General features: G+C 42.5%; 13 protein-coding genes. 7 read left to right on the top strand and 6 right to left on the bottom strand.

Going from position 1 to position 13,720, the window contains the following annotated elements; translation table 11 throughout:
• Positions 1–34 precede the first annotated feature (34 nt).
• The gene (locus PSI22_RS07280) at positions 35–955 is read left to right on the top strand and encodes a LysR family transcriptional regulator (protein ID WP_273579186.1); all 921 of its coding nucleotides are present in this window, start codon (positions 35–37) and stop codon (positions 953–955) included.
• Between the two features lie 55 nt (positions 956–1,010).
• On the opposite strand, the gene PSI22_RS07285 is transcribed toward PSI22_RS07280, so the two are convergent.
• The 4 genes from PSI22_RS07285 to PSI22_RS07300 form a co-directional block, all read right to left on the bottom strand.
• The gene (locus PSI22_RS07285; protein ID WP_273579187.1) at positions 1,011–1,790 is read right to left on the bottom strand and encodes an L-threonylcarbamoyladenylate synthase; all 780 of its coding nucleotides are present in this window, start codon (positions 1,788–1,790) and stop codon (positions 1,011–1,013) included.
• Between the two features lie 55 nt (positions 1,791–1,845).
• Positions 1,846–2,331 (bottom strand): YbhB/YbcL family Raf kinase inhibitor-like protein, encoded by a 486-nt coding sequence (locus PSI22_RS07290; protein ID WP_273579188.1) that lies wholly within the window; start codon positions 2,329–2,331, stop codon positions 1,846–1,848.
• A 189-nt stretch (positions 2,332–2,520) separates the two neighbouring features.
• A complete protein-coding gene (gene speB / locus PSI22_RS07295) occupies positions 2,521–3,447 on the bottom strand; it encodes an agmatinase (RefSeq protein WP_238125295.1) in 927 nt (308 codons plus the stop codon).
• A 283-nt stretch (positions 3,448–3,730) separates the two neighbouring features.
• Positions 3,731–3,901 carry a hypothetical protein gene (locus PSI22_RS07300; protein WP_273579189.1) on the bottom strand — a complete coding sequence of 57 codons (171 nt, stop codon included), beginning with the start codon at positions 3,899–3,901 and terminating at the stop codon, positions 3,731–3,733.
• A gap of 83 nt (positions 3,902–3,984) precedes the next feature.
• On the opposite strand from PSI22_RS07300, the gene PSI22_RS07305 reads away from it, so the two are divergent.
• Positions 3,985–4,287, top strand: a complete 303-nt coding sequence (locus PSI22_RS07305) for a type II toxin-antitoxin system HigB family toxin (protein WP_273579190.1) — start codon at positions 3,985–3,987, stop codon at positions 4,285–4,287.
• A 3-nt stretch (positions 4,288–4,290) separates the two neighbouring features.
• Positions 4,291–4,665 (top strand): helix-turn-helix domain-containing protein, encoded by a 375-nt coding sequence (locus PSI22_RS07310; RefSeq protein WP_273579191.1) that lies wholly within the window; start codon positions 4,291–4,293, stop codon positions 4,663–4,665.
• Positions 4,666–4,888: 223 nt separating this feature from the next.
• On the opposite strand, the gene speA is transcribed toward PSI22_RS07310, so the two are convergent.
• Positions 4,889–6,793 (bottom strand): biosynthetic arginine decarboxylase, encoded by a 1,905-nt coding sequence (gene speA, locus PSI22_RS07315; protein WP_273579192.1) that lies wholly within the window; start codon positions 6,791–6,793, stop codon positions 4,889–4,891.
• Positions 6,794–7,463: 670 nt separating this feature from the next.
• Here speA and metK point away from each other — a divergent pair.
• Together metK and PSI22_RS07325 are read left to right on the top strand one after the other, a co-directional pair.
• Entirely contained in the window at positions 7,464–8,618 is a 1,155-nt protein-coding gene (metK, locus tag PSI22_RS07320; protein WP_273579193.1) for a methionine adenosyltransferase, read from the top strand.
• Positions 8,619–8,719: 101 nt separating this feature from the next.
• Entirely contained in the window at positions 8,720–9,259 is a 540-nt protein-coding gene (locus tag PSI22_RS07325; protein WP_273579194.1) for a SprT family zinc-dependent metalloprotease, read from the top strand.
• A 73-nt stretch (positions 9,260–9,332) separates the two neighbouring features.
• On the opposite strand, the gene PSI22_RS07330 is transcribed toward PSI22_RS07325, so the two are convergent.
• A complete protein-coding gene (locus tag PSI22_RS07330) occupies positions 9,333–9,680 on the bottom strand; it encodes a DUF6694 family lipoprotein (RefSeq protein ID WP_273579195.1) in 348 nt (115 codons plus the stop codon).
• 887 nt (positions 9,681–10,567) lie between these two features.
• Here PSI22_RS07330 and PSI22_RS07335 point away from each other — a divergent pair.
• Both PSI22_RS07335 and PSI22_RS07340 read left to right on the top strand, forming a co-directional pair.
• Positions 10,568–11,704, top strand: coding sequence for an ABC transporter substrate-binding protein (locus PSI22_RS07335; RefSeq protein ID WP_273579196.1), 1,137 nt, complete (start codon positions 10,568–10,570; stop codon positions 11,702–11,704).
• Between the two features lie 208 nt (positions 11,705–11,912).
• Entirely contained in the window at positions 11,913–13,253 is a 1,341-nt protein-coding gene (locus PSI22_RS07340) for a dicarboxylate/amino acid:cation symporter (protein WP_273579197.1), read from the top strand.
• Positions 13,254–13,720 lie beyond the last annotated feature (467 nt).

The following is a 13,720-nucleotide window of genomic DNA, read 5'->3' on the forward strand; positions in this document are numbered from 1 at the left end:
GGAGATTCCCCCAAGTAAATCATCAGGCTATGTCATGAATAATATCGAAAATCTTACTTCGATGGTGATCTTTGCCCGCGTAGTAGAGACACTGAGTTTTACTGAAGCTGCGAAATCGTTAAGGCTATCTAAATCTTCGGTCAGCCGCGAGATCGCACAGCTAGAGGTAAGATTGGGCACTCAGCTACTCAATCGCACCACGCGCAAAATTCAAGTGACGGAAGTCGGGCTGAGCTATTACCAATACTGTTCCCGTATTCTTAATGAGGCCAAAAGTGCCGAACGTTTTATCCGCAATTTCCATGACGAACCAATGGGAAGCCTGCGCCTGATTGCTCCGGTATCCTTTGGCAGTCAGTGTATCGTCCCTGCCCTGAATAACTTTATCGCCAGAAACATTCATGTCAGCGTTGATCTGGAACTGACCGATAGAACCATCGATATGACAACGGATAACTACGATATTGCAATTATTGTGGGACGGGAAACACCGGATCATCCACTTGTTATACCCCTGATTGATATCACTTGGGGGCTTTACGCTACGCCAGATTATATGAGTCAGTTTCCGCCGATAGAAAAACCCGAAGATCTACCCCGTTACGATTACCTGCTGTTTCGTGGCCCCGCCCATACGATTTCCCTGCCGTTCCGTAAGGAGAGGCAAAAGCTGGATATTGAAGTTCGCAGCCGTTTTCGCATCAATAACAGCGTGGCGTTGATGAGTTCGGCGCTGTCCGGTGCAGGTATTGCTTACCTGCCAGATTACATAGCCCATGAATCGGTAGCAGAAGGCAAACTTGTCCGGCTACTGCCCGGATGGCACATGGATATTTATCAAACCTGGATGATGTTTAAATCAGAAAATACGCTTTCTTCGCGTGTACAGCTATTTGCCGACGCTTTGCAGCAGAAACTGCGGGGTGATCTCGGGGATAGCAAAAAGGATGAATAGACAGGGAAGATCAGTGCGGGTGTATCCACAACAAGAAATACACCCGCAAGAAAAATCAGTAATAGTTACCGTGACGGTAATCCCAGGTTGTGAAGATATCAGACATCATCACCATGATCTTATGCACATCCAGCCCCTTACGGATTAATACCGGACACGGGGTGATATCGCGCTGACCATTCTGCATCGGCACGAGCGTTCCGTTATCATCCACCATTGAAATCATCACACCCTGCTCATAGCGGGTCTGCTCCGTTTCATTTGGCTGGATAGATTTAACGTAGTCGTTGGCATCAATAATCAAGTCAGCGCGCTCTTCAATGCGTTCACCGATACATTCCACCAAGCCACGGTTACCTTTACCAGATGGGTTAGCCGAGCTGGCAAAGGAGAATTTGCCGTGGTTTTCCCACAGGGCTTTCGCCAGAATTTCGCCCGGTTTACCGAATTTAATCACGAAACAACTGGTGCCACGGCCATCCATCATCAGCTCCTTAGAACCATCATCAGGAATACGGGCGACAGCGTCTTCTTTCCACGGCAGGATACAGCCCAGCAACACATCTGCATCCCAATGTTTTTGATACAGTTCTTCGATTTCCGGGTTAAGCTGAGCCAATTCTTTCAACTGTTCGAGAGATCCACATAACACAACGCCGGGTTTGTTGCGATTACGCTGCTTGGCTTCAAATTTACGCTCCAGACCTTTTGCATCAGAAGTCATAATAATATAGCCCACTTTGGTCGGGCAGACGATCATTCCACCCTCGTTGGAAAGGATCTCTACCGCTTCCTGCTGTAATCCATTATTCCATTCAATTTTTTTATTGCTCATACTTATACCTTTTACCGGAACCCAAAATTGTTAATTAATCCGTTAACGCTGGAAGTTAACGTTGATAGTAACCTGTCAGAGTGGCTGTAGTCAGGGTGTTAGCCTGAATCATAAAACGCGCAACAGCGTTTGTTGTTTCGGCATCAATCCCCAGTTTTTCTACCGATAAAGCATGTACGGTGAAAATATAGCGATGTGCCTTATCACCTTCAGGCGGGCAAGGGCCACCAAAACCAGTCTGACCATAATCATTTCTGCTTTGGATAGTGCCGGCTGGAAGGCCAGAGCCATCCGCCTGACCCACATTGGCTGACAAAGCGTGGGTTTCAGCGGGGATATCAAAAGCAACCCAGTGCCAGAAGCCGCTGCCAGTAGGCGCATCAGGATCATAAACAGTGATAGCAAAACTTTTGGTCTCAGCGGGTGCATTCTGCCAAGAAAGCTCAGGAGAACGGTTATCCCCATTACCACCAAATCCATTGAATTCATGACGTTTTTGCAAAAAATCATTATGCTTAAATTCAGGTGAGCTGATTATCATCGGTTGTTTCCTCAGTCGAATGCCTTTGCAAACATCCTAACGGAGTTTTTCGCGGCTGCAATATCCGACCGTGGTTTTACTGGATTGTTTCAATTTGGGAACAATAAGTGAGGAATTCAGGCGACTTGGAACAAAAAAACCACCGCTATCCACGGTGGCTTTCACAATTGGATTGTTTTAATCTAAAAACTAAACTTCTTTCTTCGATGCCTGCAAATACAGCAGTTCCAATCCAATCGTCGCTGCTGCCAGAGCGGTGATTTCAGACTGATCATAGGCAGGAGCCACTTCCACTACATCCATGCCGACGATATTCAGGGGTTGCAGACCACGCAGGATTTTCAGTGCACGATCGGACGTCAGCCCGCCAATCACCGGCGTCCCTGTACCGGGCGCAAAAGCAGGATCAAGGCAATCAATATCGAATGTCAGGTAAATTGGCAGATCACCGACAACATTTTTGATCTGTTCAACAACATCATCAACACTACGATCGTTGACCTGTGCCGCATCTAATACAGTAAAACCATTGTCAGTATCGTGTTCGGTGCGAATACCGATTTGCACCGAACGATGAGGATCTATCAGCCCTTCGTTTGGCGCATGGTAAAACATCGTACCATGATCAAACTTGCTGCCATTCGGATAGGTGTCCGTATGAGCATCAAAATGAATCATCGCCATTTTGCCGAAATGTTTCGCATGGGCGCGCAGCAATGGCAAAGTGACAAAATGATCACCGCCGAAAGACAGCATTTTCTTACCCGATGCCAGCACTTTTTCAGCATGTGCCTGCAATTTGTCGCTCATGTCCTGAGCATCACCGAAATTAAAGACCAGATCACCGCAATCCACCACATTCAGGCGCTTGCGCAAACTGAAGTCCCACGGCCAGCGACAGCTTTCCCACGCCAGATTAGTCGATACCTGACGAATAGCGGCTGGCCCATGACGGCTGCCGGCACGTCCAGATGTTGCCATATCAAAAGGCACACCGGTAATCACCCATTCTGCATCGCTGGAATAAGGCTGGAAATTCAGCGGAAAACGCAGGAAACCGAAGGCATTTGAAACCAAAGAGTTATCAATTTGGTTCCCTAAGGAGCTAATACTCATGATATATCCTCAAAAGCCCCGCGTTCACTGAGTTCCAGCAACACGGAGCTTGATTACGCTAAAAGATTATTTTTACATATAGGCTATAATTTTAAATTTAATTTAAAATCAATTAGTTATTAATACAAATAAGACTAAAAAAAACAAATATGTACACCTTCATGCACAAACAGAAAAAGCACCCAAATCACCCTGTTCAATGACGACTTGTATAGTATTAGACATGGTTTGCACTTGCCACAACTTTGATAAATTCACATCAAGCGCCATGACCGCGCTATAATTACCTGAAAGAAAAGCGGGAAACCCCGCCTTTATCTAACTTGCTGATTTTACGTAATTCCTGCACCGCGCCAGAGATTAATGACAGTGCGTCATAAACCAAGCTGTCCTGAATGATGAAACCGCGCAGAGTAATTTTTCGGGTTACCCAGCCTCTTAAATTTGGATGCAAAAAACCGCAGTTAAGCGGTATTGGATGGTAAAAAATCGTACTGTTACTTGTATGAGTCCCATAATGGGACTATCATAAAGTTTATGAAAATAATATCCGTTGCATCACTGAAAGCGTTTTGGGAGAAGTATCCCGACGCAGAACCCCCACTAAGGGCTTGGTTTGATGAGGCCAAAAAAGCTTCGTGGAAGACACCAGCCGATATTAAGACTCAATACCGTAATGCGAGTATCCTGAAAAATAATCGTGTGGTCTTTAACATTAAAGGGAACGATTACCGCCTGATAGTTTCCATCTTTTATCCCGCAGGCTGGGTGTACGTTAAATTTATCGGCACGCACAGGCAATATGATGCCATAGATGCCAACACGGTAGAGCCGGAGTGAACAATGAACATTAAACCCATTAGAACCGAACAAGACTATCAAGAAGCATTAAAAGCCGTCGCTCCGCTGTTTGATAATCAACCAGAAATTGGCACCCCTGAATTTGATTTTATGGAAGTGATGGTGCTGCTGATTGAGGCCTATGAAGCAGAGCATTATCCAATCGCCCCGCCAGACCCGATTGAGGCTATCAAATTCAGAATGGAGCAATCCGGCCTGACAGTTAAAGATTTGGAGCCAGCGATAGGCAAATCGAACCGCGTTTATGAAATCCTGAACCGCAAGCGTAATTTAACATTGCCCATGATCCGAAATTTACACAGTATGTTCGGTATTCCTGCTGACGTCCTGATAAAACCAACAAAAACAGCTCAATAAGGGCTGTTTTAAAACTTCTTTTAAGCGGGTCTATGTGCCAATGTCAATTCGATCTCTTTTCCATCCCAGCGATACCGGAACTGAAAAGCTAACGGAGCGTAACCATGAATCAGTAAGAGCCATATCAATTTCCTCAAAAATCAACATGACTCTTACTCGTTTATGTACATCTAGATGTACATAACCCTTGTGACATCAAATGAATATGTATGACTAATCAAGGTTATTCATCTTCCAAATAGGTGTAACCATACAGGCCATTTTCGAATTCTTGCAGGAACTGCTCCTGCAAATTTTCATCCAGATCAGCCGCTTTCACCTGATCACAGAAACGGCTCATCAGTACCTGCGGCTCCAGTTTTACATACTGAAGCATATTAGCTACAGAATCACCCTCTTCGCTCTGCTGGTAGGTCACTTCGCCGTGTTCTGAAACGTACACATCAACGGCAGCCGTATCACCAAACAGGTTATGCATATTACCCAGAATTTCCTGATACGCCCCGACCATAAAGAAACCGATCAAGGGCGGATTCTCTGGATCATAAGCCGGCATTGGCATCGTTGCTGCTATACCATCACCATCGACATAGTGGTCAATGATGCCATCAGAATCACAAGTGATATCCAACAAAACTGCACGGCGATCCAGTGGCTTATCCAGCCCTTCAATCGGCAGAACAGGGAACACCTGATCAATCCCCCACGCATCCGGCATCGACTGGAACAGCGAGAAATTCACATAGAATTTATCCGCCATACGTTCCTGCAATTCATCAATGAACGGACGATGAGCACGGTTGCTTGGGTCAAGATCCCGCTGAATACGGCGACAGATATTTAAATAGAGTTCTTCTGCCCAAGCCCGCTCAGACAGGTTCAACATCCCGTGTGCATATTGGGTATGGACATCCTGAAGGTCAAACTGGCTATCATGCAGCCACTCACGCAGGGAGCGGGAATAGCCGCCATCCTGCATTTCCTGCCACGTATCCCACAAACTTGTCAGAGGACGTGAAGCATCTTCTGCTGGCGGTGTTGTTTCAGTAAATTCGTTATGCTCTACCCCAATGACATTAGAGATCAAGACCGTATGATGAGCAGTCAACGCCCGGCCAGATTCAGTAATCACGGTTGGGTGCGGCAAACCATGCTCTTCACACGCATCACCGATTCCCCAAATGACGTTATTCGCGTATTCATTCAGGCCATAGTTAACTGAACATTCTGACTGAGAGCGAGTGCCTTCATAATCGACACCTAATCCACCACCAACATCAAAGCATTGGATGTTGACACCCAGTTTATGCAGTTCGACATAAAAACGGGCAGATTCACGCACGCCGGTTGCCACATCACGGATATTGGCAAGCTGAGAACCCAGATGGAAATGCAGTAGCTGCAAACTATCCAGCTTCCCTGCTGAACGTAGAGTTTCAACCAATTGCAGTACTTGTGCCGCCGCAAGACCAAACTTGGATTTTTCACCACCACTGGACTGCCATTTGCCCGCCCCCTGCGAGGCCAAACGCGCCCGCACACCAAGACGAGGGATCACACTGAGGCGTTCTGCTTCTTCCAGCACCATCGCAATTTCAGACATTTTCTCGATAACCAGATACACTTTGTGCCCCAGTTTTTCACCGATCAGTGCCAGACGAATGTATTCGCGATCTTTATAGCCATTACAGACAATGACCGTGCGTGTCATGCCAGCATGAGCCAGCACAGCCATCAATTCAGCCTTGGAGCCCGCTTCCAGCCCGATGGGCTCACCCGCATTTGCCAACGATTCAATCACACGACGCTGCTGATTGACCTTGATGGGATAAACCAGGAAGTAATCGCCCTTATAACCATAAGATTCACGTGCACGTTTAAACGCGGCATTAATAGAACGCAGACGATGTTGCAGAATCTGAGGGAAACAAAATAATGAGGGTAAACGCAGCTGTTCTTTCTCTTCCTGAACTTTCTTCACCAGCTCAGTAAGTTCAACTTGAGCTCCCGGTAAATCAGGGTTTGGACAAACACTGACATTACCCAGATCATTGACATAGTAATAGCCGCCACCCCAGTATGCGATATTGTAGGTTTGTCGCATTTTACGAGCGATATTATCATTCATGGCAGTCTCCTTCATGGAGTAGAGATTTGCCTTCACCTGTAAAGTCAATAACCCAAGACACTATTAATAGTGCTAATAGTGCGTATCTTGCGCATTAAAAAATGCCAGGGAACAGCATGCTCTTAAATTATAGAAACGTTTAGAGGGAACTAAACAATAAATTTACGGTGTGACAATATGGTGTCGACTCGATATTACCAGCCTGTTTGAATGCTTTCGGTAACATCGGAATGAATTCATACTGAAAAGAAAGGAACTAGATGTGAATACATCAATAGCATAATGTGGCTGTTGGCCGTTAACAATCAGCAGATAATGGTGCATAACCCCATTCACCCCCACATGGCTTATCAGAACGCAAGCCGTTTCTCAATTGAGAAGCAGAACACGCAGTGCACGTCCCCTGCAAACGCCTGTAACCTGAAGTGCAAAAAATCCATCAGTTACGCGCGCATTTTATACCTCCAATCAAGCAAAATTGCAAAATGAAATTTATCAAAATACCTTCACTCAGACTAATCTTTTTTAGAAACGCTGAAAAATGTCACACGGCAAAAGATTTTTAAAACCAAAAAAACTGGTATCCTTGACAAGAGTGCCTTAAAATGGCCGTCTAGATGGTAAAACATCTACCCTTAAACCAAAATTATATTTAAGGTAACCAAATATAATGACTACACACCTTTTTACTTCTGAGTCTGTTTCAGAAGGACATCCAGACAAAATTGCCGACCAAATTTCCGATGCCGTTCTTGATGCAATCTTAGAACAAGATCCTAAGGCTCGTGTTGCCTGCGAAACTTATGTTAAAACTGGCATGGTTATGGTTGGTGGTGAAATCACTACCAGCGCTTGGGTTGATATTGAAGAAATTACCCGCCGTACCGTCCGTGAAATCGGCTATACCAGCTCAGACATGGGCTTTGATGCAAATTCATGTGCAGTAATTAGTGCAATTGGTAAACAGTCTCCTGATATCAATCAGGGTGTTGACCGTGCAGATCCCCTGGAGCAAGGGGCGGGTGATCAGGGGTTAATGTTTGGTTATGCGACCAACGAAACCGATGTGCTGATGCCGGCACCTATCACGTATGCGCACCGTCTGGTTGAGCGTCAAGCTCAAGTCCGCAAAAACGGTATTCTGCCGTGGCTGCGCCCGGACGCAAAAAGTCAGGTTACCTTTCAGTATGACAACGGTAAAATTGTCGGCATTGATGCCGTAGTGCTTTCTACTCAACATTCTGAAGATATCCAGCAGAAAGAACTGCAAGAAGCTGTAATGGATGAGATCATTAAGCCTGTACTGCCGGCTGAGTGGCTGACTCCAATGACCAAATATTTTATCAACCCAACAGGTCGCTTTGTGATCGGTGGTCCAATGGGTGACTGTGGTCTGACTGGCCGTAAAATCATCGTGGATACCTACGGTGGTATGGCGCGTCACGGCGGCGGAGCATTCTCCGGTAAAGATCCCTCTAAGGTTGACCGTTCTGCAGCTTATGCGGCACGCTACGTCGCCAAAAACATGGTTGCGGCAGGTCTGGCTGATCGCTGTGAAATTCAGGTGTCTTACGCTATCGGTGTTGCTGAACCCACTTCTATCATGGTGGAAACGTTCGGTACTGAAAAAATACCAACTTCAACCCTGATCCAATTAGTCCGTGAATTCTTTGATCTGCGTCCTTATGGTCTGATCAAAATGTTGGATCTGCTGCACCCAATCTATCGCGATACTGCGGCATACGGTCATTTTGGCCGTGAGCAGTTCCCGTGGGAAGCAACCGACAAGGCAGAAATTCTGCGTTCTGCGGCAGGATTGAAATAATACCCTGTCAGCATAAGAAGCCCGCTAATATCCTGCGGGCTTTTTCATAACTCACCATTCATTGAGCAATGAGTGAAATTACCATACCGTATACTGCCGTTATGAAATTGGTTAGAGTTCCCCTCGCACTACAGCAAGCCGTCATGCGCACTCTGCGGCAAAAATTAGCACAGGCGAGTGATTACCTTGAAACAACATTTCCTGAACCCTGCGTGACCTATCGACAGAGAGGGACAATTGCCGGCAGCGCCCGCCTGCAAGGTTGGGAAATTCGCCTGAATCCCGTTCTACTGATCGAAAATCAGCAGTCATTCATTGATGAAGTGATCCCCCATGAACTGGCACATTTATTAACTTACCATCAGTTTGGCAAGGTAGCCCCTCATGGAAAAGAATGGCGCTTCGTCATGGAAACAGTGCTTAAAGTGCCTGCCAACCGGACACATCAATTCTCAGTGGATTCTGTCCGCAGCAAAATATTTACTTATTACTGCCGCTGCCAGCAACATGAGTTGACCATACGGCAGCACAATAAAGTCCTCAAAGGAAAAAGTTGCTATCTTTGCCAGCAATGCAAGGAAAGATTAAAACTATTGGAGCAAGATAAATCCAAAACCCCACAGTCAGAGAATTTTGCCTAAGAAATCCGGTTCAATGCTGGCAAATAGGGCTAACGTAGTATGCGCTACAACTTGAAATCTATTGGACGTAAGTTCATTGGCTGGTAAAGTTCGCTGCTTTAATTTTTTCCGCTTCTGCAATAAGTTGATCTGCCGTTTTTCCGTGCAGTGATCGAAAAAATTTCTGTTCCAATTTTTCTATATCCCCATGTTTAATATTTCCATTCGCGCTCTCTTTAAACAGATCATCAAAATCAATGCTATTGGTCATGGCAATATTCAATGAATCATCAAATTTTAATTTTTTATCTTCCGGTAACGTATCTCTGATTTTTTCGATGGATGTTTTTACAGCTATTTCATTTGTACCATCAATTTTCAAGTGATTATCACATCCTGTTAATACAAAGCCCAATAAACATACTGCCAACACATTTTTCATGATTACCCCCACCTATTGCCGATAAAATAATAGTAGCAGAAGGGAAAGGAATAAGCCGTTTTTAGTTATAGCTCTATTTAAATTGAATATTATTTACTTTTCATTAACGCTAACTCAATTAGCGATCTTCAGCCAGCCATCCTCCCAATAATGGTATCGTTACTGCAAAAAACGAAATGTATTTCTGTACCATGATTATTAATTTTAAAACCTGTTCAAACCCGACAAAATTCCTGAGTACAATGCGGAATGAGACAAATGCCATACCTGAAAAAATATCAATTTATTTTTTTATAATATTTACCTATTTTTGTTTACCGCAGTGAATTATTCAAAATAATATATTACAAGTAATAATAATCAATCACACTCTCCTGAAAACCTAACCAGTTAATCACTGACAGATATCATTCACCATAAAACTATCCTACGCCAAACTTAACTCGCTGTTATTAAATACAAAAAGCAATTCAATAAGATTTGCATTGTATAGAAATGTAAAAAAGTTGATTAATTAAAATAATTTCCATATAAAACCATTTACTATAAATTATTTCAGCATCTATCCTTGCCAAACAACATTATTTAGGCTTATTAATCTATTGACATTAGGGGATGGAAGGAAGATGAATTATGGAAAAACATGGCCTGTAAAACAAAAAATATTTTTGATAATCATAAAACATTAAATTCAAAAGAACACTGGAAAACTGAATTCAGTGTATTACTGAAAGTAACAGTGAACCATAAAGTCTTTATTAAAAATGCGATTATCCAATAATTCGAAAGATATTGTGATTCCCATGAAAAATCCATTATTTCCCTATATAAATCATTCATGGGCTTATCGATAATTTTCATATTACGTCTAATGCGAAGGAAGAAAAATGTCTGTCATTCATTACTCCATAAAATATTTTCTATCGGTATTATTTGTGTTATTACCAATATGCTCACAGGCAGCAAATATTACTGTCACAGATATTGCTGGACGAGAAGTCACAGTTAATGCTCCGGTTCAACGGGTCATGCTGGCAGATAGCCGGATCATTATTGCGTTGAATATCCTGCACCCCAACGATCCATTGAAAGGTATTGTGGCATGGGATAATGCACTGGAGAAAAAAGCACCTGACCTTGCCGCAGCCTATGAGAAAAAATTTCCTCAATTAAGGAAGATCCCTATTTTCCCGAACCCCTATACCAGTGATTTCAGTGTCGAAAAAGCCATGACCTATAAACCTGATCTGGTTATTTTCGATATTGGCCTGAAGCCTAAACTGGATAACAGCAATACGGTTAAATTACTGGAAAAATCGGGTATTCCTGTCATTTTCATCGATTTTCACCAATATCCGCTGTCCAATACCGTTCCCAGTATGGAACTTCTTGGTAAGGTGTTTCAAAAAGAAGAGAATGCCGGTAAATTCATTGCGTTTTATGAAAGCCGCTTGTCTTTGATCAATAAGCGTATCGGCACACTGTACCAGGAGCAGATCCCCAGTGTTTTCATTGAGCGTCATGCCGGTATGCTGGGAGCAGAAGACTGCTGCGATACCATTGGTGCCAATAGCTTTGGAGAGTTTGTCACAACCGCAGGGGGAGACAACGTTGGCAGTAAGTGGTTCTCAGGCATGGGAGGCAAAATTAACGAGGAGCAATTGCTGGTCAGTAATCCCGATACTTACCTGATGACAGTAGCAGATTGGGATCAGGTTCGCGCAGGAAGCCAGTCGGTTCCTTTGGGTTATACCGGCAATTTGGAAAAATCCGAAAAGCGTTTGCAAAACTTGCTCTCCCGCCCAAACCTGAAAGTACTCAGATCGTACCGTGAAAAACGCGTGATGGCGATTTACCACCAATATTACGATTCACCATTCAATATTATTGCCGTAGAAGCCATTGCTAAATGGCTACATCCTGAGTTGTTCAAAGATATTGATCCCCATGCAGACAGTATTTATGTCCATAAAACATTTACGGCATTGGACGGTAGCGGTGTATTCTGGGTAACAACCAAATAGCGCCTTCTTAATCTAAACCTACAGGTTTTTCCTGTGGGTTTTTCCATAGATCCGGGACTTGTTTCTGACAGGCGTTAGGAGTAATTTTCATATTGGTCAACATGCTTCTTTATGCGGTAAAAAATCAAACATTTTTGCCATGAAGCAATAAAATATTGTAAAAAATCACTAATCTAAACAAATAATTATATTAACTACAGGATCCTTTATGGATAACAATTCCAAGAAAAAACCTTTATACCAGGTCCTTTACATTCAAGTCATATTTGCCATCTTACTGGGTATAGCGCTGGGTCATTTTTATCCAGATATTGGTGAGTCACTCAAACCCTTAGGTGATGCTTTCATCAAAATTGTGAAAATGATTATTGCCCCTGTTATCTTTTTGACGGTTGTAACAGGGATAGCCGGTATGAATAATATGAAATCCGTTGGAAGTGTCGTAGGAAAATCGATGTTGTATTTCTTGACGTTTTCAACTCTTGCTTTAATTATTGGTTTGGTTGCTGCCAATATCATTCGCCCCGGAGATGGCTTAAATATCTCACCGGAATCGTTAGACAGTAGCAAAGTCATCGGTTATGTGGAGAAAGCGCATGAATCATCCATCGTCGGCTTTCTCATGAATATTATACCGGAAACGGTTGTTAGCCCACTTGTGAATGGGAATATTCTGCAAGTCCTCTTTATTGCTGTTATTTTCGGTATCGCTTTAGCGTCGACAGGAAAAAAGGGGGAACCTATATTGGTGTTTTTGCAAAACTTCTCAGAGCCTGTTTTCAAGATGGTAGGCATATTGATGAAGCTGGCACCGATTGGCGCATTTGGGGCAATGGCATTTACCATCGGTAAATATGGCATTTCATCCATTGGAAATTTAATGATGTTAATTGTCACTTTTTACATGACATCATTACTCTTTATTTTTGTTGTACTGGGTGCTGTTGCTAAATATAACGGTTTTTCCATCATTAAATTAATTAAATACATTAAGGACGAACTGTGGTTGGTTTTAGGAACATCATCCTCTGAAGCGGCTTTACCTAGCCTGATGAGAAAAATGGAAAATGCGGGCTGTGAGAAATCGGTTGTCGGATTAGTTATTCCAACAGGTTATTCATTTAATCTTGATGGTACTAATATTTATATGACGATGGCGGCATTATTTATCGCTCAAGCAACAGGAATTGAGTTGAGTTTCACTGAGCAAATATCTTTATTATTAGTCGCAATGATCAGCTCAAAAGGTGCCGCTGGAGTAACGGGTGCCGGTTTTATTACGCTAGCCGCTACTTTATCTGTTGTTCCCAGTTTACCCGTAGCCGGTATGGCTCTCATCTTGGGCATTGATAGATTTATGTCTGAATGCCGCGCATTGACCAATTTAGTTGGAAATGCTTGTGCCAGCATTGTTGTCGCTCGCTGGGAAAATGCTTTAGATAAGGATAAAATGCATCAAGCTTTAAATGGTAATAGTCAAAATCCAGTAGAAGATATATCAATTTCCCTATCAAGTAAAAAAAATATGTCCCCTCCAGAGAATAAATAAAACTCACTAAAAATGAGGTTAAAAGTCACCGACATATGTCGGTGACTTTTAATTAAGAAATTAATTTTAGAATAACCTTATTATTCAGTAACCATAAAATATAACTCAATTTCATCATTCCATAACAATTTAATTAACATATAACATATGTACATTATTTATTTTATTATAATAAATATAAAAACATTAAATAATGGTTTTTATTTTATATATAAATCGTTATTATTAATGACAATGCTAAAACGTCAGATATTTATTATTATATACACCAAGAAATAAATAAGTGAAACAACTACAAAGAAATCGATTAATAACATAAGAAATAATTTATAATTAAAATAATAATATATATTTATTATAAATATACTCATGTAATTTTATTAGATTACATCCTCTATTTTATTATTTCATATTACTTATTTATTGATACAGGTCTTTTATATTTAAATATAACTCTGACAGAAAAA

It is taken from the genome of Xenorhabdus aichiensis (assembly GCF_028598775.1).
In the GTDB taxonomy this organism is placed as follows: domain Bacteria; phylum Pseudomonadota; class Gammaproteobacteria; order Enterobacterales; family Enterobacteriaceae; genus Xenorhabdus; species Xenorhabdus bovienii.

Coding starts and splice junctions, on each gene's coding strand:
- PSI22_RS07340 (WP_273579197.1), top strand. CDS start 11,913: ATGGATAACAATTCCAAGAAAAAACCTTTATACCAGGTCCTTTACATT.
- PSI22_RS07335 (WP_273579196.1), top strand. CDS start 10,568: ATGTCTGTCATTCATTACTCCATAAAATATTTTCTATCGGTATTATTT.
- PSI22_RS07310 (WP_273579191.1), top strand. CDS start 4,291: ATGAACATTAAACCCATTAGAACCGAACAAGACTATCAAGAAGCATTA.
- PSI22_RS07330 (WP_273579195.1), bottom strand. CDS start 9,680: ATGAAAAATGTGTTGGCAGTATGTTTATTGGGCTTTGTATTAACAGGA.
- speA (WP_273579192.1), bottom strand. CDS start 6,793: ATGAATGATAATATCGCTCGTAAAATGCGACAAACCTACAATATCGCA.
- PSI22_RS07280 (WP_273579186.1), top strand. CDS start 35: ATGAATAATATCGAAAATCTTACTTCGATGGTGATCTTTGCCCGCGTA.
- PSI22_RS07325 (WP_273579194.1), top strand. CDS start 8,720: ATGAAATTGGTTAGAGTTCCCCTCGCACTACAGCAAGCCGTCATGCGC.
- PSI22_RS07285 (WP_273579187.1), bottom strand. CDS start 1,790: ATGAGCAATAAAAAAATTGAATGGAATAATGGATTACAGCAGGAAGCG.
- PSI22_RS07305 (WP_273579190.1), top strand. CDS start 3,985: ATGAAAATAATATCCGTTGCATCACTGAAAGCGTTTTGGGAGAAGTAT.
- speB (WP_238125295.1), bottom strand. CDS start 3,447: ATGAGTATTAGCTCCTTAGGGAACCAAATTGATAACTCTTTGGTTTCA.
- metK (WP_273579193.1), top strand. CDS start 7,464: ATGACTACACACCTTTTTACTTCTGAGTCTGTTTCAGAAGGACATCCA.
- PSI22_RS07290 (WP_273579188.1), bottom strand. CDS start 2,331: ATGATAATCAGCTCACCTGAATTTAAGCATAATGATTTTTTGCAAAAA.